Genomic DNA, 25,327 nt, shown 5'->3' on the forward strand with positions numbered 1-25,327 from the left:
GTGAAAGTTTATTTTAACAATTCATGTAAAATTTGTCGTGCTGAGATAAATTTGTATAAAAAACAAAATATTAAAGACATAGAATGGGTAGATATTACAAATAATAAATCAGCAGAAATAGAAACTCAAAGAAATGCTAAAAACCTTTTACGTAGACTTCATATTAAAGATGGGGAGAAAGTAATTGGAGGGGCAGAAGCTTTTTTATTGGTGTGGAAAAAAATTCCTAAATATAAGTTTCTTTATAGTTTCTTTAAAACTCCAATAATTTTTACTTTATTTTCATTTTTTTACGAGATTATTGCTTTCTTTTTATTTTTAAAAAATAAAAAACAACTTTTAAAATAAGTTTTTAATGTTGAGATGATACACTGAATAAAATATATTTTAATTATGAAAGTTTTAATACTATTCGTATTTATATTTAGTTTTGTTTCTTCTGCTCAGTCATCTCAGAAAGTTATTTTAAATAATCTTTTTGACCAACTTCAAATTATTGATAATTCAAAAAGTGCTGCTTTATTGGAGCAAAAAATTTGGTCTATCTGGAATGAACATCCTAGTGATTTTAAATTAACTGAAAAGTTAGAGTTTGGAACTGAGCTGATGCAATACGGTGATTATAATTATGCATTAAAAGTTTTTAGTAATATCTTGGAGAATGACCCTAAATGGTCTGAAGCTTGGAATAAAAGAGCAACTGTATATTTTTTAATGAGTCAGTTTAAAAATTCATTAAATGATATTGATAAAGTTTTAGATATAGAGCCTAGACACTTTGGGGCATTATCAGGACAAGCAAGAATTTTCATAAAACTTCAAGAATATGAAAAAGCAATTAAGAGTCTTGAAAGTGCATTAAAATTCCACCCCTCATTTAAAAGTCGTGAACTAATACCTGAAATTGAAAGATTGATTAAAGAAGATAGTATCTAATTTAATCTTTTTTGGCTCTTTTTCTTGAAATTAACTGAGTTAACGAGTCAACCATTAGATCTGATGCTTTAAATATTTCATTTGATTTGAATTCATGAGATAAATTTTTTTCAGGATCTGATTTATCTTCAATGACTATTCCTTCGTCAGGAGAATTATTTTTTATATAAATTAATAACAGCCACTCTTCATCGGGTGCTTCATCCCATTTAATAAAGATTTCACCAGTTTCAAATCTTTGATCAATGCATCTAAAAATAGACATGTGTCTAGTGATGTGCCGTTTATTTAGTTGAAAAACTAAACTACTGGCACTTCTGTAAAAGCTTTCAAGAGAAAGTTCAATTTTCTGCCTCGCAACTTTATGATCTTTCTCTTTTTGAAGTAAAGTATCTCTATCCTCATCACCTTGGATTTTTACTCCTAAAGCTTCTACTCTCTCTCTAATTTTTTGGTCTCTTATGATCCTATATTTATCTTTTAGTTTCTCTATCCTTGCTTGAAGACCAGCGTAATCATCTCTTTTTTCTTTTAATGAAATCTTTTCAAGTTTTTCTAATTCTTTAATCTCTCTTATCCTAAATTTCTCAATCTGTTTTTCTAATTGTAATTGTTTTAAAAATTGTTTTTGCCTTTCAGCATGTTCAATTCTAAGTAATGCTTGCTCCTTACGTAAAAATAATTTTATGTCTCTTGCTCTTTCCTTTTCAAGTTTAATTTCTTCTTTTAATGCTTTTTCTTTAAGTTTAGTCTGTTCCTGTTCTTCTTTTACTTTTCGTTTTTGAATTTGTAATTTTTCTTGTTCTTTTTTTTCAATTTCCTCAAGTTGTCTTTTTCTTTTTTCTTCAGCTTTTAATGTCTTGTATTCAGATATTCTATTAGCGATACTATCAAAAAAAGCTTGAATATATTTTTCTAAACTAAAATTGACTTTAATATTAAATTCCGGTTTTAAAGAATGCTGAAGTTTGATTATTGATGATATCAAGCCTAGACTTTTTTTAGTTGGTATTTTTTTAATTGGCTTCTTTTTAGCTGGTATTTTTTTAATTGGCTTCTTTTTAGCTGGTATTTTTTTAATTGGCTTCTTTTTAGCTGGTATTTTTTTAATTGGCTTCTTTTTAGCTGGTATTTTTTTAATTGGCTTCTTTTTAGCTGGTATTTTTTTAATTGGCTTCTTTTTAGCTGGTATTTCTTTAATTGGCTTTTTTTTATTTGATTTTTTTTTTATTTTTTTCATACTTAAGGATGTTATGATTTATCAATATATTAATGATAAATATAGTCTCTTGTAATAGGTGTTGACGTATAATTCTTTGTTAGTTGAAATTGATACACAACCTGATCACCCCATTTGAAAGCAATTTCGCATCCAACAAGGTAAAATTCCCACATTCTAAAAAACTTTTCATCATACATTTTAATAATTTTTTCCTTATTCTTTATGCAATTTTCCTTCCAATGTCTCAAAGTATATGAATAATGTAGTTTGAGTACCTCTATATCAGATACTACTAATCCTGCTTTTTCTATTGGTGTGGTTACCTCACTCAAACTTGGGGTATACCCACCTGGAAAAATGTATTTTGTTATCCAAGGATGTGGGTTTCGTGGTGGATTGACAGAACCAATAGTGTGAATTAAAGAAACACCATTATCACTAAGTAGTTTTTCTACTTGTTTAAAAAATTTTTTGTAAAATTTCCTTCCCACATGTTCAAACATTCCAACACTAACAATTCTATCAAATTTTTCATCTAATTCTCGATAATCCATAAGTTTAAATGTAACTTGATCCTCTAAATTAAGTTCTTTAGCTTTTTTCAAACAATAATCTAATTGGTTTTGTGACAAAGTAATTCCTGTTACTTCACAATTTATAGATTTAGCAATATCTATAGATAATGATCCCCACCCACACCCTATATCAAGAACTTTTTGATTTGATTCTATATTCAATTTTTTAATTATGTGCTGTATCTTATTATTTTGAGCATCTTCTAGACTTTCATTCTGATTTTTAAAATATCCACAGGAATATTGTCTTTTTTTATCTAAAAATAAATCATATAGATCATCTGATAGATCGTAATGGTGAGAAACATTCATTTTAGATTTTTTTATGAAATTAAAATTTGTGAGATATCTATATGAACCACTCAGTTTATTTATAAGTTGACTGAAAAGATTTATTTCTCCTCTTCCAATATTCATAAGTGCTAAATCTAAAAATTCTGTGAGTGTTCCATTTTCAATAACAATTTCTCCATTAGAATAGGCTTCTCCAAAGTATAGATCAGGGCGAAATAGTAATTTATAATGAAGTTTCTTGTTTAAAATCTTAAGTATAATTGGTATTTTTTTTGAGGGAGAGCCTATAATATAATTTTTTGAATTAGCATCAACTAGTATGAAGCCATCTTTTTTAAATATACTATTTAAAAACCTTGCTAATTGCATTTAAGCCACTTTTAGGAATTCTAATTTGAAGTTAAGTTTATTAAGTTCTTCTATTAATAGAAGTTTGTCTTTTTCATTCAAAATACTGACCGGGGGTAGAACATTTTCATAAATTTTATTTTCATCAGACATAAAAGAGTGTAACCCTGAAATTAGATTAAACTTTTCAAAAGTATTTCTAACATTGCATAGCATTTCATTTTTTGTTTGCTCTTTTTGTTCAATAAAGTCATCATAAACCTGTCGTGATAATCCTGCTGTTACATTGCAAGTTGCTGTAATAATTCCCGAACACCCTAATTCTAAGCCTTTTAAGAGTTTTGATTCTGATCCCGGTAGAACAGAAAAATTATCAATCTTTAAATTTTCATACAAATTATAAGAGCTATCTTTCACTCCTACTATATTCTTTGGAAATTTTCTGACAAGTTCCTTAACACATTCAACACTAAACTTATAACCACACAATTTTTCAAAGTTATATAAAATAATCCTACTATCTGGTACAGCAGACACTATTCTTGAATAAAATTCTATTACCTCACTATCACCATACTTGTAATAAGCAGGTGGCATAATTAAAAAATCACTAAAATTTAAAGAGTTAGCAACCTTCATTAAATTTATAGTTTCATTTAAAGAATTAAGTCCAGTTCCAATTAAATATTTTTCTTTATATTTGCTTTCTGACAATTTGTTTAATAAACCAATTTTTTCACCAATGGATATAAGTTGGGCTTGTCCTGTGCTTCCAAAAATAGCAACACCATGGCACCCCATATCTATTATTTTTTCAGCGTGATTAACTGTCCTTTCAATATTTAGACTTAAATCACTATTAAATAATGACATTGATGCTGCATAAATGCCTCTAATTTTACCCATAATTAAAAATTATATAAAATAAAAAAATTTAGTAAAGATGATAAAGTATTAAATGAAAATTTTAGTAGTACAAAATAAAATGGGAATTGGTGACATGGTAATCTACTTACCCTTTATAGAGGCTATCTCTAGAAAATTTAATACACCGGTAAGTATTCTAGTTAAACAAAGCTCAAAAACAGAACAATTCTTAAAAGATAACAAAAATATTGAAAAGATAATTATTCTTCAGCAAGGTAATAAATTCAAGGAAGCAAAACATAAAGGTTTTAGTGGATTTATAAACTTAGCAAAAGAACTTAGAGAACATAATTTTGATAAAATATTTATTTTTAACTCATCACTTAGATTTTTCTTAGTTGCAAAATTTGCTGGTATTAAAAATATTTATCAATATCCTTTATTTATAAAAAAAAACCAACATATAGTTAATACTGCAAAAAAATTTTTAAAACAAAACTTAAATTTAACTGTAGAAAGTGATCCTAAAATTTTTATCAATGATAAATCTGTACAAAATGTAAAATCAAAATTTAAAATTAATAATGATCAAAAAAATATTATACTTGGCATAGGTGGATCAGGACCAACAAAAAGAATTCCAGCTACAACATTTATAAAACTTATGCATCTAATTTCTAATACTTATAGATGTAGATTTTTCTTAGCTACCGGTAAAGATAAAGAAGAACAAGAAATTTTAAAAGAAATACTTAACACAGAATTTAAGGACAGATGTGTTCCTTTAGATGAGTTAAGTATAAGTGAAACTCTACCAATAATTAAAAATTGTGATATTTCTATTTGTAATGACTCTAGTTTTAGCCATTTGTCATCAGGGCTTGGTATTAAAACAATTGTTTTAATGGCAGATACACCATTAATATATGGGAATTATAGTCCAAGAATGTATCCAATTATTCCGGATGGAGAAAATACAGTAACACATAATACTTTAGGTAAAGATAAAATTAATCCAGATAAAATTTTTGTTCAATTAAAAAAAATTCTTAACTAAGAAATATCTCTTAATACAATTTCTTTAGCTTCATTTACAATCATTGATAATCTTGCAGTCTCTGGTGAAATGTCTGGATGTATTTTCTTCTGAATTTTTATATATGCTTTCTTAACATCATCTTTAGTGATATTTTTTTTTATATCTAAATTTAAAATTTTGTAAGCTTCCTCTCTAGATATTTTAGAGGAATTTTTAATATTTTGATTTTGGTTAAATGAAAATCTTCCAGAGTTTCTAAGGGTTTGTATAAGTCTAAACAACCCAATTAATTGAAATATTGAAAACCCTTTTAACTTAACTAAAGCTAAACTTAGCAACGTAAGTGGTATACTTAATAAAAACTTACCTGCGACCACAAACAATATTGCCAAGACTATCAAGCCTAAAAAAATTAATTTTCTTAAATGTTTAGATATTTTTTTGGATGAAGTGTTGGCTAATAATTTAAGTAAAAAGTAAGTAATTCCCAAAAAAACTAGTGTATAAATAATAATATTCATATATTTAATTTCTATCTATGAAAATACCACATCTTAAAAAAAAATCAGAAATAAAAACGTGTCATAATATTAGTTGGGAAGATAATTATAGTTGGATACATCAAGATGATATCTTGGAGGTTTTAAAGGATAGTAAAAAATTAAACCCTGAAGTTAGAAAATATCTTGAAGAAGAAAACTCTTATACTGATTTTCACTTATCAGATACTAATACCATTCAAAAAAAATTATTTGATGAAATCAAAGGAAGAATAAAATTAGATGATGAGTCTCTACCTTTTAAAGATTTTGATTATGAATATTGGTCAAAAACAACTATCAAAGGAAATTATTCCATAAAATTAAGGAAAAAAATTGGAACTAATAATATTGAAGAAATTTGGAATGGAGATGAAGAAAAAGAAAAACTAAAAGTAGAATACTTTGGTGTTGGAGATTTGGAGGTAAGTTTTAATGACAAATATTTGGGATACTCTTTAGATACAAAGGGTTCTGAATATTACACAATATATATTAGAGATATAGATACAAAAAAATTAGTTACTGAAAAGATTGAGGAAACATCAGGTAGCATAACTTTCAGTTTAGATGATCAGTATGTTTTTTATTCAAAACTTGATGAAAATCATAGACCAAGAAAAATTTATAGACACAAATTAGGTACTAAAGTTAGTGAAGATCAATTAATTTTCGAAGAAAAAAGTGAAGCTTTTACAGTTGGAATTGGTTTAAGTTCAGATGATAAATATTTCTTTATCAGCTCTTCAGACCATAATACATCTGAACAATATTACTTTGATGTTAATGAAAAAAATCCCAAACCAAAATTAATAAAAAAAAGACAAAGAGGAATTCTTTATTCGGTCAATTCTTGGGATGGTAAATTTTACAATCATACGAATGAAAATGCTGAAGATTTTAAAATAGACATAAGTAATAGTTTAGAAAAACCAGACTGGAAAACCTTTATTGCTGCAAAAGATGAGGTTCTAATTGGAGGCTTAACATTTTTAAAAAATTGGATCATAAGATCTGAAACTTCAGATGCTTTAGATAAATTATTTATAAAAAATATTACAACTGGAAAAGAAGAAGAGTTAATTTTTTCTGATGAAACTGTATATGTTCCTGGTGCCTCTTTGATGCAAAGAGATAAAAATACAGACGAAATATATATAAGTTATTCTTCACCTAAAACACAATCTAGAGTTTATTCTTATAACTTAAGCACAAAAGAAAAAAAATTAGTTAAAGAACAAGAGATCCCATCCGGTCACAATCCTGATAACTACATTGTGGAAAGAGTAGATTGTAAATCACACGATGGAAGACTGGTCCCTCTTACAATTACTAGACACAAAAATACTAAAATGGATGGAAGTGCTCAATTGTTGCTTTATGGTTATGGCTCTTACGGAAGCTCTATGAGCCCTAGTTTTTCTGCTACTAGATTAAGTTTGATTAATAGAGATATCATCTGGGTTACGGCCCATATTAGAGGGGGTATGGAAAGAGGTATGAAGTGGTGGAAAGAAGGAAAGCTGCTTAATAAAAAAAATACTTTTGAAGATTATATTGCTTCTGCAAAATACTTAATTGAAAATAAATATACTTCAAAAAATCAAATAATAGGTATGGGTGGCTCCGCAGGTGGTCTTCTTATGGGTGCTGTAGTTAATCAAGCCCCCGAATTATTTCTAGGAATTATAATGGCAGTACCATTTGTAGACTCTTTAACAACTAATCTAGATCACTCTTTACCTTTAACAGTTGGAGAATTTGATGAGTTTGGAAATGCAAAAGATAAAAAAGATCACTTTGATTATATTTATTCTTATGCTCCCTATAATAATATTAAGAAGATGGATTATCCTCATATGTTGATCACAACAAGTTTAAGCGACAACAGAGTATTGTTTGATGAACCAGCAAAATTTACCGCCAAACTAAGAGAATATAAAACTGATAATAATTTATTACTTTTAAAAACTGAAATGAACGCAGGTCATGGTGGTAAATCAGGTAGAGATGGGGCTATAGAAGAAATTGCACTAGATTATGCATTTGCATTAAAAATTTCTAAAAAAATTTAGTCGTCCTATCTTGAAATTTTTAGCATAATTCCTAAATATTATATGTAAGTCGCCTAATGGGACTTACTAAATTAACCTTGCTAACAAAGGAGGAAACTATGACAAGTAGGGATCTATCTATATTTAACACTCTAAGACCTTTTTCAATTGGATTTGACGATATGTTTGACCAATTTGAAAATATGCTGGGAAATGGAGGGTTAACCATGCAGTCCAATTATCCACCGTACAACATTAGAAAAACTGGAAAAGACAACTACGCTATTGAAGTTGCTTTAGCTGGTTTTAGTAAAAATGATGTAGAGGTGGAGTTTGAAGATAATTTATTAACTGTAAGAACAAAACAAGTTGATAAATCTGAGGACAAATCTGATGATGGTGAAATTATTCATAAAGGTATTTCACAAAGACAATTTGCAAGATCATTTACAATCGCTGAGGATGTGAAAGTTAATGGTGCTGAATTAAAAGATGGTCTTTTAACAATTGCCTGTGAAAGAATTGTACCTGAATATAAAAAGAAAAAACTTATTGAAATTAAATAAGTAAAAACCTTACTTGTGGGGTATATTCCCCACAAGTATTAAGTTTTTAGAAACAACCGTTTGAAACAAAACCAATCACTATAGAATTAGAATCTACTTCAAATCTTCTTTCGCAAAGTATTCCATATTTTTTGGTGTTGTAAACAAGTTCTAAGTTACCTTTATCATTTTTAAAATCTTCATCTGGCTTACCTAATTCCATTTGCAAATTGCTTGAAGTTTTTCCAATGTATTCACTTAACTTAGCATTTTCTTTTTCAACAATTGCGTCTGTTTTATTTTTGATTGTTTGACAGCCAGCAACAAGAGTTAAAAGAAATAAGCTTATTAAAATAAATTTTAATTTATGCATGGTTCAATGATAACACTCAAAATATGGCATAAATATAAACTTATAAGTTGAAATATGTTGATAAACTTAGATTTTTAAGAGTATTTTCTTAATTAATCTAATATCAGTTCATCTTAATCTTAGGAGGATCAATGTTAGAAAAATATTTCGACTATAAAAAACACAAGACTGATTTTAAAACAGAAGTAATAGCTGGTGTAACAACATTTTTGACAATGGCTTACATTATGTTTTTAAATCCATTTATACTATCAGGTGAATTTGCTGGACCAGAAAAAGGGTTCTTTGAATTTGGAGCAGTATACACGGCAACAATTGTTGCAACAGCGCTTGCTTGTTTCATAATGGCATTTTATGGAAAAACATGGCCGATAGGTTTAGCGCCAGGTATGGGAATTAATGCATTCGTTGCATTTGGGGTTTGTGCTGGAATGGGCTATACGCCTCAAGAAGCTTTAGGAGCTGTACTGGTTGCTGGGGTTTTATTCTTAATCATTTCATTAACACCTATCAGAGCGTGGTTAATTAATTCAATTCCAAGAAGTTTAAAATTAGGAATTGGTGCTGGTATAGGATTATTCTTAGCAATAATTGGACTTCAGATCATGGAAGTTGTTGTTGATAACCCGGTAACATTAGTTCAATTAGGTGACTTGAGTGATCCACTTGTTTTATTGGGTTGTGCAGCATTTATTTTGATGGTTGTTCTTGAAAAAATGAAAGTTAAGGGAAATATCATTATTGGTATTTTACTATTCAGTATTATTGCATGGGCTACTGGACTTGCTAAATTTAATGGAATTGCGAGCTCACCACCTCCAATGACTTATCTATTTGATTTTGATTTATCAGCAGCATTAACAGCTGGTATGACAACTGTAGTGTTTACTTTATTATTTGTTGATTTCTTTGATACTGCAGGAACATTAACTTCAGTAGCAAACGTTGCTGGTAAGGTTGATAAAAATGGTAAAGTTAAAGACATTGAAAAAGCGATGATGGCTGACAGTGTTGGAACTGTAGCGGGTGCAATGATGGGAACAACAACTGTAACAAGTTATGTTGAGTCTGGTGCTGGTGTAAAAGCTGGTGGAAAAACAGGAATGACCTCTTTAGTAATTGGTCTTCTATTTTTGGCTTGTATATTCTTTGCTCCTTTAGCAACAAGTTTACCTAAACAAATTGATGGTGCAGCTTTAGTGTTTGTTTCTGTTCTTTTTGTTAGAAACATAACTGATATAGAATGGGATGATATTGGTGAAGCAGCTCCTGCTATTCTTGCTATGATTGCTATGCCGTTAACATATAGTATTAGTAATGGTATTGCTTTAGCATTTGTATCATACGCATTAATCAGATTATTTACTGGTAAGTTTTCTTCAACTTCACCAGCGATATGGATTATTGCAATTTTGAGTGTTGTAAGTTTTGCAGTTGCTTAAAATATAATTTTTAGGGCTGGAATTATTCCAGCCCTATTTATTTTTCTTAATTATTTCTTCCATAGACATCTCTTCATAATGCTCAGTTGGCTGAACAATCCATGGATCTGAATCAAGTTTAACTGGACAAAAATCTGGCTCAAATGTAGATGATTTTTTTTTCCATAAACAGGCTGTTTTAACTTCATTTATATAATCTTTAGTTGGTTCATAATTCTTTAACCACTCAATACTTTTATTTAAGGTTAATCCAGTATCAGATAAATCATCTACTAATAAAACTTTATTAAAATCTTTATTCTCAGCTAAAGAACTAATTTCTCTTGCAAACATTAATTGACCCTGTTTATCTTCCATTCCTTTTCCTGAATAACTTTGGATAACAATATAAGCTATAGGTAGTTTTAAAATTCTAGAGAGGATATCTAGTATAGGAGCTGCCCCTCTCATAATGCCTACTAGTACTGTTGGCCTATAATTATTGTGAATTTCTATTGCTAGTTTTTCTACAATTTTTGTATACTGATCAAAAGTGATAATTAATTTCTCTGCCATAAAATTCATTATCATATAAAAAATTATTTAAAAAGGAGAAATAATGAAAGCCTACTGGATCGCTTTATACAAAAGAATAGATAGCCAAGAAAATTTAAAAAATTATGGGGCAAAAGTTACTGGAATAATAAAAAGTTATGGAGGAAAGCCTCTTGTGAGAGGTGGAAAATTTGAAACTTTAGAGGGTGAAACTTACCCAAGAACTGTAATTTGGGAATTTCCAAATCATGAGCAAGCTATGAAATGTCACGATTCTAAAGAGTATCAAGATGGTTGGGCTATAGCTAGAAATACTACTGAGCGAAACCTACAAATAGTAGAAGGTTTTAGTACTGAATAGGTTCTGGATCTATACTTCTCCAAAGATACCAGGTCGCAACTGAGCAGTATGGACTAAATCTTTTGTTTAATAATTTTACATAAGATTCAGGTGGTAGATATTTTTTTTTATAATTTTTTGAAATTCCTCTTAAAAGACCAATATCTTGTATAGGCCAAATATTTGAACGATTATAAGTAAATAATAAAATCATTTCAGCTGACCATCTTCCAATTTGTCTTAGCTTAGATAAATAAATAATAGCCTCTTCATCTGACATCTTAGGAATTAATCTAGGGTTAAATGATTTATCTAATATTTGTTTAGCTAAACTTTTTATTCCCCTAACCTTTTGTCCACTTAATCCACAGCTTTTAAGTTGAACAGAAGAAAGTTTAGAGACTGTTTTTGCATTAATCTTATTTTTACATTTTTTTTTAAATTTCAAAAAAACTGAGTTAGCTGCTGCAACACTAATTTGTTGTCCAATGATACTCTTACATAATGAAAAAAATATATCTTTTCTAGAAGTAAGCACAGCCTCTGAAGGAGATTTATATTTATTTATCAATGATGACATTACTTTATCTTTATTGGATAAATATTTTTTTGCAGTATTCCAATATTTTGGTTTTTTATTCATGTCTAGTCGTTGATGGTATTTTTTGTTTATGATAAATTTCTCTTCTAAAAATTATAAGAGAGGCAAGAACTACAAGTGATGCACCAATAAGTGTTTTTATAGTTGGTATCTCATTCCAAATAAAATAACCAAAAAATATAGCAAATACCAAAGCTAAATATTTTAAAGGTGCTACCAAAGATACTTCAGAAAGTTTATATGATTGAGTTAAAAATAAATTTGCAGAACCTCCTGTTACTCCAATTAAAGCTAAAAGAATAAAGTCTTGAAAATTTGGCATTTTCCATCCCATTGGAATTGTGGCCAAGCCGGCAATTGAAATAGTAATTGTAAAAAAAATTGAGATAAGCCAAATAGGTTCTGTTGTTGATAGCTTTCTAATCGTAATGGTTACAAAAGCCATTCCAATACAAAATATTAGAGGAAGGAAATAAAGATAATTCATACCCTTAAAGCCAGGCTCAGCAATTATAATAACACCTATAAATCCAATTAAGACAGCTAACCATCTAAAAATACCCACTTTTTCACTTAATAGAAAAATTGATAATACGGTAATAAATAATGGTGCCGCATACGACAGGCTAACAACGACTGCCAAAGGAAGTTCTCTTAACGCAACAACTATTGCTATCAAGGCCATTAAACCCATAAAACATCTGAATAAATGTTCTTTTGATCTTTCAGTTGTATAAAAAGTTTTTAATTTACCTTTTGGAATTAAAAAATATGTGGGCAACAGACCAAAAAAACCTCTAAAAAATAAAACTTCCCCAGTTGGATAGTCGCTTGACCATTTTACCAGCAAATCCATAACGGAAAAGGTGCATACAGATAGAAACATGTACAAAAAACCTAATTGATTTTTAGTTAGCATAGCAATAATTTGTAAATCAAATTAAAGTATAATCAATGGAAATAGCAGTATTAGGATTAGGATGTTTTTGGGGACCAGAAATTAAGTTTAGTAAACTTGAAGGAGTTATTAAAACTGAAGTTGGCTATTGTGGAGGTGACAGCAAAACAGTCACTTACAAAGACGTATGTACTGGTAATACAAATCATGCAGAAGTTGTTAAGTTAGATTTTGATCCTAAAATTATCTCTTATGAAAAGATTTTAGATTTCTTCTTTGAAATTCATGACCCTACAACCTTAAATTCACAAGGACCTGATTTTGGGACACAATATAGAAGTGAAATATTTTACCTAAGTGACAGACAAAAAGAAATTGCTGAGAGAGTTATAAAAAAAGTAAATTTAAAATTATCAGGAAATGTTGTAACAAAATCTTCTTTACTAAAAAATTATTGTCCAGCAGAAGAATATCATCAGAGATATTTGGAAAAAAGATAATATGTCTTTAATTGATACAAATTGGTTAGAAGAAAATTTAGATAAAGTAAAAATTATTGATTGCTCATGGCACATGCCTCAGACAGAACGTAATGGTTTTGACGAATATAAAAACAAACATATTAAAAATGCAATTTTTTTTGATTTAGATAAAAACTCTAAAAAAGATACTGATCTACCTCATATGTTAACAGATGCTAAGTCATGGGAAAATATTGTGTCTAGCATGGGAATTAAAAATGATGATCAAATAGTTATCTATGATAATTCAGATGTAATCAGCTCATGTAGATGTTGGTATAATTTTATCTATTTTGGTCACAATCCAGAATTAGTCCATGTATTAGATGGAGGATTTAAGAAATGGATTAAGGAAGATAAAGCAACCACTAGTGATATAATTAAGATTATTCCCTCTAACTATATTGCAAATGAAAAAAGAGAGTTAGTAAAAGATATGAACCAAATTAACAAAAATATTTTAGAAAACAATTTTAATGTTATTGATGCAAGAAGTTTAGAAAGATTTGAGGGTAAGGTTCCAGAGCCAAGAAAAGGATTACGAAGTGGCTCAATCAAAAACTCTTTTTGTCTGCCTTTCTCTGAACTTATAAATCAAGATCATACATTCATTAGTAAAGAAAAGATTCATGAAAAGTTTAAATCAACTGGATATGAAATAGGTAAAAACATTGTGTTTACTTGTGGTTCTGGTGTTACCGCTTCAGTTTTGGCCCTTGCTTATTCTTTAATAGATAATAAATATATGCCTACTATTTACGACGGATCATGGAGTGAATATGGAAAAAATTAAAATATGAAAAGATCTACAAAAATCGGAACTGCAATCCTTGCCTTCTTTTTAATCATTACAATAGTAATTGTTGGAAGAACAATGATAGGAAATCATTTTAAAAAAAAATTTAGCAAAAGACCTCCTCCAGGCATAATAGTAACTGAGGTTGTAGCAAAAAATTTCTCTCAAAAAGTTTCAACTTATGGAACAGCAATTCCTTTTAGAACTAAATCATACAAAATTGAAAAATATGAAATAGTTAACCCAATAGAATTCAATAGAAAATTAAAAAAAGGTGATTTAATAACAAAATTAAAAACTAGAAATTTAATAGCATCTTTTGATGGAGTGGTGACTAAGAGAGATTTTTCAAATGATATTAAAGTTTCTGAAAGTTCACTTTTAATACAACTAGAAGATACTTCGATAATTTATGTAGATGTAGATATTCCTGAACTTTACGCAAGTTTTATTAAAGAAAATTTAAATGTTGATGTTAAATTTTCAGGTAATAGTGAAAAAATTTATTCAGGTGTTGTTGACTCAACAGCTGGCAGGATTGATGTGGATACAAGATCTTTAGCTATAAGAATAAAATTAGAAAATGATAATTTTGAAATTTTACCAGGTTCTCTTTTGGAGATTATAGTTAAATATAATGAGAGAAATTCCATGAGTATTCCAGATACAAGTTTAATCATGGAAGGTAACAAAACTTATGTTTATAAAGTTGCAGAAGATAATGTGACTAATAAAGCTGAAATTGTTATTGGAATAAGAGATTCTGGTTTTATTGAAGTAGTTTCAGGTTTAGCTAATGGAGATAACATTGTAGCTGAGGGTTTAAAAAAAGTTAGACCAAGAGGCAAAATTAAACCAATTAAAAAATAATGTTTATAACTGACGTAAGTATAAGAAGACCAGTTGTTGCTTGGGTAATGTCTCTTATATTAATTGTTTTTGGAATATTTGTTTTTTCACAATTGCCAGTAAGAGAGCTACCCGAAGGCTTACAACCACCTGTAGTTCAAGTTAAAGTAGACTACAAATCTGCATCAGCTCCTATAATTGATCAGGAAGTAACACAAGTAATAGAAGATGTAATAGGTGGAGTAGAAGGAATAAAAAATATTAACTCAACATCAGAAAATGGGAGCAGTTCAATTAATGTTGAATTTAATCCTGATATAGATCTTGATAATGCTGCTAATGATATAAGAGAAAGAGTTGCAAGAGTTGTAGATAGATTGCCAAGTGAAGCAGCAGCACCTCAAATACTTAAACAATCAGCAGGATTTTCAACCACTATGTGGCTGGCCGTATCTTCAGCAACCTGGAGTGATTTAGAGCTTGGAGATTATGTTGAAAGATATTTAGTAGATCGATTTTCAAGTGTTAAAAATGTTGGAACAATCTCAACTGGTGGCTTAAGAGATTTAAGTGTTAGGATCTGGATTGATCCAATTAAACTTGCTGCAAATAATTTAACTATTCAAGAAGTTGAAGGAGCAATAAGGAAAGAAAATGTCAGCCTACCCGCAGGAACATTAGAAGCTACCAACATAGATTTAATACTAAATTTAGATAAGTCATATAACGATATAGAAAAACTAAAAACATTACCTATTAAAAAAAATCAAAATAGTGTTGTAAGACTTTCAGATATTGCAAATGTTGAGTTTGGTCCAGTTTCAGAAAAAAATCTTTTTAAAGCCCAAAGTAAAGATGCTTTAGATTTAAACACTGTAGGAATTGGTATTTATGCGAAAAGTGGTGCCTCAACAGTAGAGCTTTCTAAAGAAATAAGTAAAAAAATTGAAGAAGTTAAAAAAACATTGCCAGATGATCTAAATATAGAAGTAGCTTTTAACAGAGCAACATATGTGGGTACAGCTATCGATGAAGTATACAAAACTTTAATCATTGCTTTTATTCTTGTGGTTATTATTATTTATTTATTCTTAGGTAATATAAAAGCTGTAATTGTACCAGCAGTTGCACTACCTGTAAGTTTAATAGCATCGTTTTTGGGTCTTTATTTATTTGGTTTATCAATAAACATATTTGTCTTATTAAGTTTTATTTTAGCAATTGGAATAATTACTGACGACTCGGTCATAATGACAGATGCAATTTATAGAAGAATTGAAAATGGAGAGAGTCCATTAATTGCAGCTTACAAAGGGTCAAAGCAAATCAGCTTTGCAATCATTGCAACAACTTTAATTCTAGTTGCGGTTTTTATTCCTTTAATTTTCATAGATGGAATTGCAGGAACATTATTTAGAGAAACAGCGATAGCATTATCTGTTTCTGTTGTGGTGTCCTCTTTTGTTGCTCTTACACTATCACCTATGTTAGCAAGTAAGTTTTTAAAGAAAGAGCCAAAACAAAATTTTATAGTCACTAAATTTGATAAATTTTTTAAATCATTCTTAAAATTTTATGAAGAAACATTGGGGTATTGGCTTAATAAGAAAAAAATCATAATTTCATTTATAGTCTTCACTATTATTGTCTCTGGTGTTTTATTTCATTTTACAAAAAAAGAATTATTACCCTTAGAAGATCGAGGGGTTTATCTTGTTCTAGGATTTACAGATGAAGGAAGCTCTTTTGAATATACTGAAAAAAGAGCAGAAGATGTTGAAAAAAGGTTAATTCCTCTTCTTCAAGCTGAAGATAGTCCATACAAAAGATTTATAATGAGAGTGCCAGGCTTTGGTAGCAATAAAAATTCTTTTAATAGCTTTATAATAATTGCATTATTAGATGAATGGGCTGAACGAGATAAAAGTTCACAAACAATAATGAGAGAAGCAATTGGAAAAATTGTGACTGTTCCTGAAACAGTAGCTTTTCCAATATCACCTCAATCTATTAGAGTTTCTAGTTACAATAAACCTGTTCAAATGGTTATATTGGGCAGTACTTATGAAGAGTTAGAGGAAATACAGTCTAAAGTTATCAATAAATTAAGACAAAATAAAAATTTATCTAGAATAGAATCTGACTATTCTAGAGACAAACCAGAAGTCAAATTAGTAATTAATAAAAATAAGGCTAAGGATTTAAGTGTGTCTACTGACTCAATTGGCAAAACCTTAGAAACTCTTTATGGTGGAAAAACTGTAACAAAATTTAATAGACTTGGTAAAGAATACCCAATTATACTTCAACAATACTTGGCAGATAGACGATCACAAGAAGGTCTTTCTAAAATATTTGTTAGATCTGAAAGCTCTGGTAAACTTATCTCTTTATCAAATTTAGTAGAGTTCAGTGAAATTGGATCTGCAAAAAAATTAGCAAGATATAATAGGCAGAGAGCTGTAACAATATCTGCAAATATATCGGAATCTTATACACTTACAGAAGCAATTGCATATTTAGAAGAAACAATGGAAGAAATTGGCTCTTCTAATCAAATTGCATGGAAAGGTAAATCAGAAGAAATAAAAGAAACTAGTAATGAACTATTTGTTATTTTTGGATTAGCATTTCTAACTGCGTACCTAGTAATGGCTGCAACCTTTAATTCATTTATTCATCCATTTATTATTATGTTAACTGTTCCACTTGCTTTGTTTGGAGGTTTGGTCTTTATATTATTCTTGAACAGTTCTATTAATATCTTCTCACAAATAGCACTTGTCATACTAATTGGAATATCAACTAAAAATAGTATTCTAATTGTTGATTATGCCAATCAGTTAAGAACGGCTGGAAAAAATATAGAAACATCCGTTAAGGAAGCTTGTCAATTAAGATTTAGACCCATAATGATGACGTCAATAAGCACAATGATAGCAATGATGCCATTGGTTATAGGAAATATTGGGCCAGGCGCAGGTGAAGCTTCAAGATTAGCAGTGGGTGCAACTATTCTGGGAGGAATGATTATATCAACATTCTTTACATTATATGTAACGCCAACCATGTATTTGGTATTAGCAAAGAATACGAAACGAATTGATGCAGTTGATATTGAGCTAAAAAAACAACTTCGTTAAAATATAATATATTTATTTTTATTTAATCTTTTCTGGCAATCTTGTAATTGTGATTTGTATTTATTAGATTGTTTTTCTACTTTTTTAGCTAAACCTATAACTTTCTGATTATTCTTATAATCTTTATAACCACCCCACCCTTCATGATACGCTAGATACTGTCTAAAAGCATCTTTCTTAGAAATTTTTAAAAGAGATTCTGTTTTATCGGTATACCAACCAATAAAATCTACACTGTCTTTAAATCTTGTTCTTGTTGCTAATTTATTTCCAGTTTCATTTTTATATTGTTCCCAAGTTCCTTTTACTGCTTGTGAATATCCAAATGAACTAGAGGGCCTCTTAAATGGTATAATTTTAAATAATTTTTGCCTTGGCGGTTTTGCTAGCCAATCAAAGTCTGACTCCATCTTAATTATAGCTAACTGAATATAAATTGGGGTTCCCCATTTTTGTTCAGTTTTCTTTGCATGTTTATACCAAAGATATCTTTCATTAAAAATTGAGCAACTATTTGAAGTATTTTGAGGTATTGAGGAGCAGCTAGTAATAAAAATAATTAATAGTATTAAAAAATGATTTTTAAGTTTTGACATACCTAATTACAATCTTATAGATAAGTATTACTAATATTACACCTACAATATTTCCAAATAAATCATTTATCTCAAATCCACGATTTGGAATGATAATGTGAAATAGTTCTAAAAAAATTGATAATAGAAATAAATAAACAATTAAAAGATTAATCTTTTTAGTATTATGAAAAGAAAGTGCTCCTAAGGTTGTAAGTAAAAAAAAAGCATAGAAATGGTTTGATGAAATTATAAAATCCCTGGTAATTTGAGGTTGTGTATAACGATCATTATACAAAAACCATCCAAGAATACTGCCTGGGTATAAATAAAATATTATCAATATAATATTTGAAGAATAAAACCCTATTTTAAAAAATTTTTTCAATCTATTCATAATAATCTTATTTATTTTACTCCTTTTATCAGTTATCAAAATACATAAAATGGCTCATTTAGTTTTAGTAAGACATGGTCAAAGTGAATGGAATCTTGAGAAAAGATTTACAGGCTGGGTAGATGTTGACCTTACAGGGCAAGGTAAATTAGAGGCCTGCAAGGCTGGAGAGTATATTAAGAAAACTAAAATTGATATTGATTATTTTTATTCATCATTTCAGTTAAGGGCTATCAATACACTAAAATTTATTCAGGACACATTAAGAGACAAAAGAGAACCAGTTAAAGCCTGGCAATTAAATGAAAGACATTATGGAGCTTTAACAGGGCTAAATAAAGATGAAATGAAAGAAAAACTTGGTGAAGATAAAATACATGCTTTTAGAAGATCTTGGGATATTAAACCAGATCCATTAAGTAGAAACAATCCGTATCACCCGTTAAATATAGAGGTTTATAAAAGTATTCCAAAAGAAAATATTCCTGACACCGAGTCCCTTAAAGATACCTACGAAAGAGTAATGAAATTTTATATTGATGAAATTCAAATGAAACTAAAAAATGATAAAGATATTTTAATTTCAGCTCATGGAAATTCTATAAGAGCGTTATGCAAATTTTTATTTAAATTAGACAATCAAAGGATAACATTACTCGAAATACCAACAGGCAATCCACTTTTGATAAATTTAGATTCAAAGCAAAATATTAAAGAATGCACTTACCTAGATCAAGATAGAGCTAAGGACTTGTTAGTTTTTTAATAATTTTTTGTAAATATTGAGATCTGTTAAATGTCTAAAGTCTTCAAAACTCTCAAAACCATATAAATCATCTTTATCAATTAATTTATTCCAAATATTTGAAATGGAAAAATTGCCTACTTCATATGAGTCAAATAAACTCTTATTTATGATTTGGCACCCTGTATAAATTAAGTGATTAAGTTCATCTTTTTTTATAATATTTTTTTTAAGATTAAAATCACCCTCCAAATTTTTATCAAAACTCAAGTTTTCATTAGCTAATAAAAGTATATTTTTAACTTTGTTTAAAAAATAAAACTTCTCCATATCTTTAATATATTTTTTATAATTCTCATTCCATACAGTGTCTGGATTAAATATAATAAAGTCTGTTTCATTAGATGAATTTATCATATTCAAAATTCCACCACCTGTATCTAGAATATATGAACCATCATCAATTATCTTAATTTCTAAATTAAATTTCTTATCTTTAAGAAATTTTTCAATTTTTTCACTTAGGTAAAATGTATTGATTAAAATTTTATTAATTCCCAAAGAATGTATTAAATTAATACAATTTTCTAATAAAGTTATTTCGTTTATCTTTAGTAGAGGCTTCGGGGTTGTCAGTGTTATTGGGTTTAAGCGCTTACCATATCCAGCACATAAAATTAATGCAGTTTTAATCTTCATTTCTGATTTCTTATTTTTTTGGAAAAATTAAGCTCTAATAAGCTTTTAAGCTCAGAAAATTTTTTATTATTGGAAATTCTTAATTCAATTAACTTCCAGGCATAGGGAATTAATTTCAAGTATTGCTTTTTTTTATCTCTCATGGCCAATCTTGTGAATATTCCAATGATTTTCATATTTCTTAAAATGGATAATATTTCAAAATCACTTAGTAACGTAGCTTTGTTAACTCTTTTTTTATTTAGTTTTAGATAATAACGATAAATTTTATTTTTAAATATTTCATCTGTTCCAAATCTAACATCATCAATTAGGGAAGCTAAATCATAAGCCCTGTTTCCAATTAAAGCATCCTGCGAGTCGATAACTCCTATTTTATTTTTGTAATTCATTAAATTTGATACATGAAAATCTCTATGAACTAAGACTTTTTCTTTTGATTGAAGGTTTGTTAATAAAAACCTAATTTGTTTTTTTATATCAATTTTAAACTTGGTTAGTTTATTTTTTTTTACAAATTTTTTTGCATACCATTCACAAAATAAATTTGCCTCATTGAATAATTTAACATTATCATAAATAGGAATTTTATAAGTTTTACCTTTAAAGTTTTTAGATCGATTTTGTTTAATTTTTTGAATCACTCCAAGTAAATTAATAGATTTTTTATAGAGAGTTTCTTTTTGGTTTTTATTTTTTTTTAATAAACTAAAAACTGAGTCGTCTCCAAAATCTTCAATTTCTATATAATTTTTTTTATAATTTTCGCTATAAAGTTTAGGTGCTAAAACTTTATTTTTAATTAGAAGACTATTTATTGCGTCATATATTAGCAAATTTTTCTCTTTTTCCTTAGAGGCAAAAACTATAATTGATTTTTTTTTTGATGATGACTTTCTATAAAAAGATCTAAATGATGCGTCACCTTTAATTTTTTTTAATTTATCATTAGTTTGTAACATCTATTATTTATTTTTAACTCCCTTAATTGTTAAATATCTTTTATTTAAATCATCATTGTATTCAAAATGTAAATCAATTTTGGAATCAATAGTTTCTTTTATTTTCTCAGGCCATTCAATTAATGTCACAACTTCTTCTCTATTTTCAAATAAACCAATGTTTTTTATCTCACTATAGTCAATCAACCTGTACAAATCGTAATGCTGTATTATAAAATTTCCAACATCATATTCATTTACCAAATTAAAGGTAGGACTAGTAACTTCGGTTAAATTGATTTTATTTAATTGTTGAAGATTATTAATGAGGTGTCTTATAAATGTGGTTTTGCCAACACCTATTTCTCCATGAAAATAAGCTACATCTCCTTTTTGTAGTGTTCTTGAAAAACTTTTAGCTAGCTCAGATGTTTTATCTTCTAGGGAGATATCTATTTTTTCGCTATTAGTAGCGATAAGCATCTGGTTTGAATGGACCTTCTGTTTCAACACTTATATATTCAGCTTGGTCTTTTGATAGTTTTGTAAGTTTGGCACCTACTTTTTTTAAGTGAAGCATTGCTACTTTCTCATCTAATGATTTCGGTAATACATAAACTTTATTTTCATAATTTTTATGATTATGCCAAAGTTCAATTTGTGCCATTACTTGGTTTGTAAATGATGCGCTCATTACAAAACTTGGATGTCCAGTTGCGCAACCTAAATTTACTAATCTACCTTTGGCTAAAAGAATAATTCTCTTTCCATCAACTAATTCTATTTCATCAACTTCTGGTTTTACTTCTGTCCATTTATAATTTTTTAAGGCTTCTACTTGAATCTCATTATCGAAGTGTCCAATATTACAAAGGATTGCTCTATCTTTCATATTTCTCATATGATCTGCAGTAACAATGTCTATATTACCTGTAGCAGTAACAACAATATCTGCTTTACTTATAGCTTCATCCATTAAAACTACTTCATAACCTTCCATTGCTGCTTGGAGTGCACAAATTGGATCCGCTTCTGTAACCATCACTCGAGCACCACTTTGTCTTAAAGATGCAGCACTACCCTTTCCAACATCCCCAAAGCCTGCTACAATTGCAACTTTACCAGACATCATTACATCTGTGGCTCTTCTAATTCCATCTACTAAACTTTCTCTACAACCATATAAGTTATCAAATTTGGATTTTGTAACTGAGTCATTAACATTAATTGCTGGAATCATTAATGTTCTATCTTTTTCCATTTTGTTTAATGCTTTAATTCCAGTCGTTGTTTCTTCTGAAACACCTTTTACTTCCTTTAACAAATCTTTGTAATCGCTGTGCATCATTGCAGTTAAATCACCACCATCATCTAATAGCATATTTGCTTTCCAGTCTTTTTTACCTTCTATTGTTTGTCTGATGCACCATACAGCTTCCTCTTCAGTTTCACCTTTCCAAGCAAAAACTGGTATTCCTGCTTTAGCTATTGCTGCAGCGGCATGATCTTGTGTTGAAAAGATATTACAAGAAGACCATCTAACTTCTGCTCCAAGCTCTACTAAAGTTTCAATTAAAACTGCTGTTTGAATTGTCATATGAAGACATCCCAATATTCTTGCTCCTTTTAAAGGGGCTTTTCCTGAATATTCTTCTCTTAATGCCATTAGACCAGGCATTTCACTTTCAGCTATTGAAATTTCTTTTCTTCCAAAGTCTGCTAACGATATATCTTTAACTTTAAAATCATCCATTGCTCAGTTTTATATAATAAAAATTTAATTAATCAACTTATGATTAAACTTTGGGGAAGACAATCTCAACATTTGCACCTTCTTGCGTTACATTGTTTGAGGCATTGATGGTAGCACTATGGAGTTCAACAAGGTTTTTTACTATATTTAAGCCTAAACCAGAATGCTCACCAAAGGTGTCCGGTCTATTACTATAAAATCTATTAAATATTTTTTTTGTATCTATTTCCTTAAATCCTTTACCTTCATCAATAACTTTAAAAATAATTTTATCCTTATCTCCTTTGTAAATTTCAACTAAGATTTTTTTGTTATCATCGCTAAATGAAATTGAATTATCTAATAAATTTGCAATAATTTGCTCAATTCTATTTTCTATTCCATTAATAAAATATTCCTCTTGATCGTCTTGATCATTTAACATTATTTTAATCCCTCTTTTTGCTTCATAAATATTATTAAAATCATCTACTACAGATCTTGCAATTAATTTGAGATTAATTTTTTTCATTTTTTCTTTACTTAATGCAACCTCATCTTTTAGTATTTGAGAATAATCAGTGATCAATCTTTCAATTCTTTGAACATCATGATTGAGAATACTAATTAATTTACTTCTTTGAGATTGATCATCAGTCTCGTTCAATATTTCTGAAGCACTTTTTAATGATGTTAAGGGGTTTCTTATCTCATGAACAAGATCAGTTGAAAAATTTTCTGCATGTGAAATTCTTTTTTGAAGTTCACTTGTCATATCATCTAAAGAATTTGACAAAGTTCCTAGCTCGTCATTTCTACTTTTAAGTTCATTAATATTTGTTTTTTTTTTGCTCTTTTCTTTTATAATTTTTGTATATGCTACTAAGTTCTTTATAGGTTTTAGAAAATATCTATTTAAAACAAAAGAGAATACAAATATTACTATAATTATAAATATTGCTGTTCTTAGAATAAATGTTTTTCTTTCATCAATGGCAGATTTTACATCATTAGCATTTTCTGAAATTGCTAGGTATCCAATATTAACTCCATTTAGTGTAATGTTTTTAACTGTTGTTAGTAAAAATTGATCATAGCCTTCCTGTATAAAAGTAAAGGGCTTTCCATAGTCTTTTGACCACGAATAATTAGTAAGAACATCTTTGAATGAAACGGTTTTTTCTTTATTGATGTTTTTTGTTTCAAAAATTTTTTTGCTTTTTTCTTCGTCTAATATTTCTAGCTCAACTATATCTAGTCTACTAGAAAAGGATCTCGGGTCTAAATCTAGCGTATCAGTATCACCTACTAAATTAAATTGATTATCTAATAAGATAACTCTATCTAAGTTTTGAAATAAAAATCTTGTTGAAAATAAAAATTTTCTAATATCTTCTTCCTCAAATTTTATATTTAACCTTAAAATATGCTCAATTGTATTGTTAATTATTTGAATATGTTTGGAGGTTTTATTTTTTATTAAATTAGGTTTTGCATTGCTAATGTAAAGTGCTGTTAAAATTCCTATAATTAAAAAAATAACCAAATTAATGAATAAAAATTTTTTTAATATAGATAAACTTTTTAGAAAATTACTGAACATTAACTAACGTTCCATCTGTATCCACTGCCATATCTTGTTTCTATAGCTGTAAAATCAGGATCAACTTTTTTAAATTTTTTTCTAATTCTTTTAACATGACTATCAATAGTTCTATCTTCAATATCAGTATCCTCTCGATAAGCAATGTCCATAAGCTGAGCTCTTTCTTTTATTATTCCTGGTCTCTTTGCTAATTCTTTAACTATTAAAAATTCTGTAGTAGTTAGTTTATCTGGTAGTTGCTTGTTATCCCATTCACATTCAAGTTGTGAAGGGTCAAGTTTTAGCTTCCCATGCGAAATAATATTTTTTGTGTCTTCAAGATTATTGTTAATATCTTTTTTTCTAAGTTGAACCCTTATTCTTTCTATTAAAACTTTAATGGAAAAACCTCCTGACTTTTTTATAAAATCATCTGCACCCAATTTTAAGCCTAATAATTCATCTATCTCATCATCTTTTGAAGTTAAAAAAATTACAGGCAAGGAAGTTTTTTTTCTTAACTTTTTTAAAAGCTCTTCACCATCCATTTTTGGCATTTTTATATCTATAACAGCAAGGTCTGGTGGATTTCTAGTTAACCCAATTAGAGCACTTTCTCCATCAATATAAGTTTGAACTTTAAAGCCTTCTTTTTCAAGAGCTATACTTATACTTGTGAGTATATTTCTATCGTCATCAATAAGAGCTATTGTTTGAGTTTGCATATTCTACTTTAA

Annotated in this window: 28 protein-coding genes; 12 read left to right on the forward strand and 16 right to left on the reverse strand. The window is 28.6% G+C overall.

The genetic code is table 11. The features are described 5' to 3' along the window. The gene (locus tag AC5SLY_RS05690; protein WP_006997738.1) at window positions 1–348 is read left to right on the forward strand and encodes a thiol-disulfide oxidoreductase DCC family protein; all 348 of its coding nucleotides are present in this window, start codon (window positions 1–3) and stop codon (window positions 346–348) included. 45 nt (window positions 349–393) lie between these two features. Beyond that, the gene (locus AC5SLY_RS05695) at window positions 394–936 is read left to right on the forward strand and encodes a tetratricopeptide repeat protein (protein ID WP_494598706.1); all 543 of its coding nucleotides are present in this window, start codon (window positions 394–396) and stop codon (window positions 934–936) included. 1 nt (window position 937) lies between these two features. Here AC5SLY_RS05695 and AC5SLY_RS05700 read toward each other — a convergent pair whose 3' ends face one another. The 3 genes from AC5SLY_RS05700 to AC5SLY_RS05710 are packed head-to-tail and all read right to left on the reverse strand — an operon-like array spanning window position 938 to window position 4,281. Next, window positions 938–2,176 (reverse strand): hypothetical protein, encoded by a 1,239-nt coding sequence (locus AC5SLY_RS05700; RefSeq protein WP_494598707.1) that lies wholly within the window; start codon window positions 2,174–2,176, stop codon window positions 938–940. Window positions 2,177–2,205: 29 nt separating this feature from the next. Further along, window positions 2,206–3,396 (reverse strand): class I SAM-dependent methyltransferase, encoded by a 1,191-nt coding sequence (locus AC5SLY_RS05705; protein WP_494598708.1) that lies wholly within the window; start codon window positions 3,394–3,396, stop codon window positions 2,206–2,208. Next, complete coding sequence (locus AC5SLY_RS05710) at window positions 3,397–4,281, reverse strand: dihydrodipicolinate synthase family protein (protein ID WP_494598709.1); 885 nt, start codon at window positions 4,279–4,281, stop codon at window positions 3,397–3,399. 52 nt (window positions 4,282–4,333) lie between these two features. Here AC5SLY_RS05710 and AC5SLY_RS05715 point away from each other — a divergent pair, with 52 nt between their 5' ends. Further along, the gene (locus AC5SLY_RS05715) at window positions 4,334–5,299 is read left to right on the forward strand and encodes a glycosyltransferase family 9 protein (protein ID WP_494598710.1); all 966 of its coding nucleotides are present in this window, start codon (window positions 4,334–4,336) and stop codon (window positions 5,297–5,299) included. On the opposite strand, the gene AC5SLY_RS05720 is transcribed toward AC5SLY_RS05715, so the two are convergent. Continuing rightward, window positions 5,296–5,802 carry a J domain-containing protein gene (locus tag AC5SLY_RS05720; RefSeq protein ID WP_494598711.1) on the reverse strand — a complete coding sequence of 169 codons (507 nt, stop codon included), beginning with the start codon at window positions 5,800–5,802 and terminating at the stop codon, window positions 5,296–5,298. The two genes, AC5SLY_RS05715 and AC5SLY_RS05720, sit on opposite strands and share 4 nt — an antisense overlap. A gap of 17 nt (window positions 5,803–5,819) precedes the next feature. Here AC5SLY_RS05720 and AC5SLY_RS05725 point away from each other — a divergent pair, with 17 nt between their 5' ends. Both AC5SLY_RS05725 and AC5SLY_RS05730 read left to right on the forward strand, forming a co-directional pair. Next, the gene (locus tag AC5SLY_RS05725; RefSeq protein WP_494598712.1) at window positions 5,820–7,895 is read left to right on the forward strand and encodes a S9 family peptidase; all 2,076 of its coding nucleotides are present in this window, start codon (window positions 5,820–5,822) and stop codon (window positions 7,893–7,895) included. A 98-nt stretch (window positions 7,896–7,993) separates the two neighbouring features. After that, window positions 7,994–8,440, forward strand: coding sequence for an Hsp20 family protein (locus AC5SLY_RS05730; RefSeq protein ID WP_494599126.1), 447 nt, complete (start codon window positions 7,994–7,996; stop codon window positions 8,438–8,440). Between the two features lie 46 nt (window positions 8,441–8,486). Here the strand turns inward: AC5SLY_RS05730 and AC5SLY_RS05735 are convergent, their stop codons facing one another. Next, window positions 8,487–8,792, reverse strand: coding sequence for a hypothetical protein (locus AC5SLY_RS05735; RefSeq protein WP_271741473.1), 306 nt, complete (start codon window positions 8,790–8,792; stop codon window positions 8,487–8,489). Window positions 8,793–8,923: 131 nt separating this feature from the next. On the opposite strand from AC5SLY_RS05735, the gene AC5SLY_RS05740 reads away from it, so the two are divergent. Then, a complete protein-coding gene (locus AC5SLY_RS05740) occupies window positions 8,924–10,234 on the forward strand; it encodes an NCS2 family permease (RefSeq protein ID WP_011281527.1) in 1,311 nt (436 codons plus the stop codon). 33 nt (window positions 10,235–10,267) lie between these two features. Here AC5SLY_RS05740 and AC5SLY_RS05745 read toward each other — a convergent pair whose 3' ends face one another. Further along, window positions 10,268–10,804 carry a phosphoribosyltransferase gene (locus AC5SLY_RS05745; RefSeq protein ID WP_494598713.1) on the reverse strand — a complete coding sequence of 179 codons (537 nt, stop codon included), beginning with the start codon at window positions 10,802–10,804 and terminating at the stop codon, window positions 10,268–10,270. 28 nt (window positions 10,805–10,832) lie between these two features. On the opposite strand from AC5SLY_RS05745, the gene AC5SLY_RS05750 reads away from it, so the two are divergent. Further along, window positions 10,833–11,129, forward strand: coding sequence for a DUF1330 domain-containing protein (locus AC5SLY_RS05750; RefSeq protein ID WP_494598714.1), 297 nt, complete (start codon window positions 10,833–10,835; stop codon window positions 11,127–11,129). On the opposite strand, the gene AC5SLY_RS05755 is transcribed toward AC5SLY_RS05750, so the two are convergent. Together AC5SLY_RS05755 and AC5SLY_RS05760 are read right to left on the reverse strand one after the other, a co-directional pair. Then, on the reverse strand, window positions 11,116–11,751 hold the full coding sequence (locus tag AC5SLY_RS05755; protein ID WP_494598715.1) for a DNA-3-methyladenine glycosylase family protein: 636 nt from the start codon (window positions 11,749–11,751) through the stop codon (window positions 11,116–11,118). The two genes, AC5SLY_RS05750 and AC5SLY_RS05755, sit on opposite strands and share 14 nt — an antisense overlap. Beyond that, window positions 11,744–12,628, reverse strand: a complete 885-nt coding sequence (locus tag AC5SLY_RS05760) for a DMT family transporter (RefSeq protein ID WP_271623348.1) — start codon at window positions 12,626–12,628, stop codon at window positions 11,744–11,746. Before AC5SLY_RS05760 ends, AC5SLY_RS05755 begins: the two co-directional genes overlap by 8 nt. A 35-nt stretch (window positions 12,629–12,663) precedes the next feature. Between AC5SLY_RS05760 and msrA the strand changes: the two genes are divergently transcribed. From msrA to AC5SLY_RS05780, 4 genes are read left to right on the forward strand one after another with little or no spacing between them, the layout of a single operon-like run. Then, a complete protein-coding gene (gene msrA / locus AC5SLY_RS05765; protein WP_494598716.1) occupies window positions 12,664–13,107 on the forward strand; it encodes a peptide-methionine (S)-S-oxide reductase MsrA in 444 nt (147 codons plus the stop codon). 1 nt (window position 13,108) lies between these two features. Next, the gene (locus AC5SLY_RS05770) at window positions 13,109–13,921 is read left to right on the forward strand and encodes a sulfurtransferase (protein ID WP_494598717.1); all 813 of its coding nucleotides are present in this window, start codon (window positions 13,109–13,111) and stop codon (window positions 13,919–13,921) included. Between the two features lie 3 nt (window positions 13,922–13,924). Beyond that, the gene (locus tag AC5SLY_RS05775; protein ID WP_271480743.1) at window positions 13,925–14,794 is read left to right on the forward strand and encodes an efflux RND transporter periplasmic adaptor subunit; all 870 of its coding nucleotides are present in this window, start codon (window positions 13,925–13,927) and stop codon (window positions 14,792–14,794) included. Further along, complete coding sequence (locus tag AC5SLY_RS05780) at window positions 14,794–17,916, forward strand: efflux RND transporter permease subunit (protein WP_494598718.1); 3,123 nt, start codon at window positions 14,794–14,796, stop codon at window positions 17,914–17,916. The genes AC5SLY_RS05775 and AC5SLY_RS05780 overlap by 1 nt, the downstream gene beginning before the upstream one ends. On the opposite strand, the gene AC5SLY_RS05785 is transcribed toward AC5SLY_RS05780, so the two are convergent. Together AC5SLY_RS05785 and AC5SLY_RS05790 are read right to left on the reverse strand one after the other, a co-directional pair. Beyond that, window positions 17,913–18,512, reverse strand: a complete 600-nt coding sequence (locus AC5SLY_RS05785) for a transglycosylase SLT domain-containing protein (protein ID WP_271564015.1) — start codon at window positions 18,510–18,512, stop codon at window positions 17,913–17,915. The two genes, AC5SLY_RS05780 and AC5SLY_RS05785, sit on opposite strands and share 4 nt — an antisense overlap. Next, window positions 18,499–18,888 (reverse strand): VanZ family protein, encoded by a 390-nt coding sequence (locus tag AC5SLY_RS05790; protein ID WP_494598719.1) that lies wholly within the window; start codon window positions 18,886–18,888, stop codon window positions 18,499–18,501. The genes AC5SLY_RS05785 and AC5SLY_RS05790 overlap by 14 nt, the downstream gene beginning before the upstream one ends. 49 nt (window positions 18,889–18,937) lie before the next feature. Here AC5SLY_RS05790 and AC5SLY_RS05795 point away from each other — a divergent pair, with 49 nt between their 5' ends. Then, window positions 18,938–19,654 (forward strand): 2,3-bisphosphoglycerate-dependent phosphoglycerate mutase, encoded by a 717-nt coding sequence (locus AC5SLY_RS05795; RefSeq protein WP_494598720.1) that lies wholly within the window; start codon window positions 18,938–18,940, stop codon window positions 19,652–19,654. Here AC5SLY_RS05795 and AC5SLY_RS05800 read toward each other — a convergent pair. The 6 genes from AC5SLY_RS05800 to AC5SLY_RS05825 are packed head-to-tail and all read right to left on the reverse strand — an operon-like array spanning window position 19,643 to window position 25,315. Continuing rightward, window positions 19,643–20,332, reverse strand: coding sequence for a sugar phosphate nucleotidyltransferase (locus AC5SLY_RS05800; RefSeq protein ID WP_494598721.1), 690 nt, complete (start codon window positions 20,330–20,332; stop codon window positions 19,643–19,645). The genes AC5SLY_RS05795 and AC5SLY_RS05800 overlap by 12 nt on opposite strands. Further along, window positions 20,329–21,294, reverse strand: a complete 966-nt coding sequence (locus AC5SLY_RS05805; RefSeq protein WP_494598722.1) for an aminoglycoside phosphotransferase family protein — start codon at window positions 21,292–21,294, stop codon at window positions 20,329–20,331. Before AC5SLY_RS05805 ends, AC5SLY_RS05800 begins: the two co-directional genes overlap by 4 nt. A 3-nt stretch (window positions 21,295–21,297) precedes the next feature. After that, window positions 21,298–21,756, reverse strand: coding sequence for a tRNA (adenosine(37)-N6)-threonylcarbamoyltransferase complex ATPase subunit type 1 TsaE (gene tsaE / locus AC5SLY_RS05810; RefSeq protein ID WP_494598723.1), 459 nt, complete (start codon window positions 21,754–21,756; stop codon window positions 21,298–21,300). Next, window positions 21,740–23,026: an adenosylhomocysteinase gene (gene ahcY, locus AC5SLY_RS05815; protein WP_494598724.1), complete on the reverse strand. Its 1,287-nt coding sequence runs from the start codon at window positions 23,024–23,026 to the stop codon at window positions 21,740–21,742. Before ahcY ends, tsaE begins: the two co-directional genes overlap by 17 nt. A 43-nt stretch (window positions 23,027–23,069) precedes the next feature. Further along, complete coding sequence (locus AC5SLY_RS05820) at window positions 23,070–24,608, reverse strand: sensor histidine kinase (RefSeq protein ID WP_494598725.1); 1,539 nt, start codon at window positions 24,606–24,608, stop codon at window positions 23,070–23,072. Then, window positions 24,608–25,315: a response regulator transcription factor gene (locus tag AC5SLY_RS05825; RefSeq protein ID WP_006997711.1), complete on the reverse strand. Its 708-nt coding sequence runs from the start codon at window positions 25,313–25,315 to the stop codon at window positions 24,608–24,610. Before AC5SLY_RS05825 ends, AC5SLY_RS05820 begins: the two co-directional genes overlap by 1 nt. Between the last annotated feature and the right edge of the window lie 12 nt (window positions 25,316–25,327).

It is taken from the genome of Candidatus Pelagibacter sp. PS_23 (assembly GCF_059417905.1).

Excerpts from the sequence above, each read along its gene's own strand:
- AC5SLY_RS05695 (WP_494598706.1), top strand. The coding sequence starts at position 394 with ATGAAAGTTTTAATACTATTCGTATTTATATTTAGTTTTGTTTCTTCT.
- AC5SLY_RS05700 (WP_494598707.1), bottom strand. The coding sequence starts at position 2,176 with ATGAAAAAAATAAAAAAAAAATCAAATAAAAAAAAGCCAATTAAAGAA.
- AC5SLY_RS05705 (WP_494598708.1), bottom strand. The coding sequence starts at position 3,396 with ATGCAATTAGCAAGGTTTTTAAATAGTATATTTAAAAAAGATGGCTTC.
- AC5SLY_RS05710 (WP_494598709.1), bottom strand. The coding sequence starts at position 4,281 with ATGGGTAAAATTAGAGGCATTTATGCAGCATCAATGTCATTATTTAAT.
- AC5SLY_RS05715 (WP_494598710.1), top strand. The coding sequence starts at position 4,334 with ATGAAAATTTTAGTAGTACAAAATAAAATGGGAATTGGTGACATGGTA.
- AC5SLY_RS05720 (WP_494598711.1), bottom strand. The coding sequence starts at position 5,802 with ATGAATATTATTATTTATACACTAGTTTTTTTGGGAATTACTTACTTT.
- AC5SLY_RS05725 (WP_494598712.1), top strand. The coding sequence starts at position 5,820 with ATGAAAATACCACATCTTAAAAAAAAATCAGAAATAAAAACGTGTCAT.
- AC5SLY_RS05730 (WP_494599126.1), top strand. The coding sequence starts at position 7,994 with ATGACAAGTAGGGATCTATCTATATTTAACACTCTAAGACCTTTTTCA.
- AC5SLY_RS05735 (WP_271741473.1), bottom strand. The coding sequence starts at position 8,792 with ATGCATAAATTAAAATTTATTTTAATAAGCTTATTTCTTTTAACTCTT.
- AC5SLY_RS05740 (WP_011281527.1), top strand. The coding sequence starts at position 8,924 with ATGTTAGAAAAATATTTCGACTATAAAAAACACAAGACTGATTTTAAA.
- AC5SLY_RS05745 (WP_494598713.1), bottom strand. The coding sequence starts at position 10,804 with ATGATAATGAATTTTATGGCAGAGAAATTAATTATCACTTTTGATCAG.
- AC5SLY_RS05750 (WP_494598714.1), top strand. The coding sequence starts at position 10,833 with ATGAAAGCCTACTGGATCGCTTTATACAAAAGAATAGATAGCCAAGAA.
- AC5SLY_RS05755 (WP_494598715.1), bottom strand. The coding sequence starts at position 11,751 with ATGAATAAAAAACCAAAATATTGGAATACTGCAAAAAAATATTTATCC.
- AC5SLY_RS05760 (WP_271623348.1), bottom strand. The coding sequence starts at position 12,628 with ATGCTAACTAAAAATCAATTAGGTTTTTTGTACATGTTTCTATCTGTA.
- msrA (WP_494598716.1), top strand. The coding sequence starts at position 12,664 with ATGGAAATAGCAGTATTAGGATTAGGATGTTTTTGGGGACCAGAAATT.
- AC5SLY_RS05770 (WP_494598717.1), top strand. The coding sequence starts at position 13,109 with ATGTCTTTAATTGATACAAATTGGTTAGAAGAAAATTTAGATAAAGTA.
- AC5SLY_RS05775 (WP_271480743.1), top strand. The coding sequence starts at position 13,925 with ATGAAAAGATCTACAAAAATCGGAACTGCAATCCTTGCCTTCTTTTTA.
- AC5SLY_RS05780 (WP_494598718.1), top strand. The coding sequence starts at position 14,794 with ATGTTTATAACTGACGTAAGTATAAGAAGACCAGTTGTTGCTTGGGTA.
- AC5SLY_RS05785 (WP_271564015.1), bottom strand. The coding sequence starts at position 18,512 with ATGTCAAAACTTAAAAATCATTTTTTAATACTATTAATTATTTTTATT.
- AC5SLY_RS05790 (WP_494598719.1), bottom strand. The coding sequence starts at position 18,888 with ATGAATAGATTGAAAAAATTTTTTAAAATAGGGTTTTATTCTTCAAAT.
- AC5SLY_RS05795 (WP_494598720.1), top strand. The coding sequence starts at position 18,938 with ATGGCTCATTTAGTTTTAGTAAGACATGGTCAAAGTGAATGGAATCTT.
- AC5SLY_RS05800 (WP_494598721.1), bottom strand. The coding sequence starts at position 20,332 with ATGAAGATTAAAACTGCATTAATTTTATGTGCTGGATATGGTAAGCGC.
- AC5SLY_RS05805 (WP_494598722.1), bottom strand. The coding sequence starts at position 21,294 with ATGTTACAAACTAATGATAAATTAAAAAAAATTAAAGGTGACGCATCA.
- tsaE (WP_494598723.1), bottom strand. The coding sequence starts at position 21,756 with ATGCTTATCGCTACTAATAGCGAAAAAATAGATATCTCCCTAGAAGAT.
- ahcY (WP_494598724.1), bottom strand. The coding sequence starts at position 23,026 with ATGGATGATTTTAAAGTTAAAGATATATCGTTAGCAGACTTTGGAAGA.
- AC5SLY_RS05820 (WP_494598725.1), bottom strand. The coding sequence starts at position 24,608 with ATGTTCAGTAATTTTCTAAAAAGTTTATCTATATTAAAAAAATTTTTA.
- AC5SLY_RS05825 (WP_006997711.1), bottom strand. The coding sequence starts at position 25,315 with ATGCAAACTCAAACAATAGCTCTTATTGATGACGATAGAAATATACTC.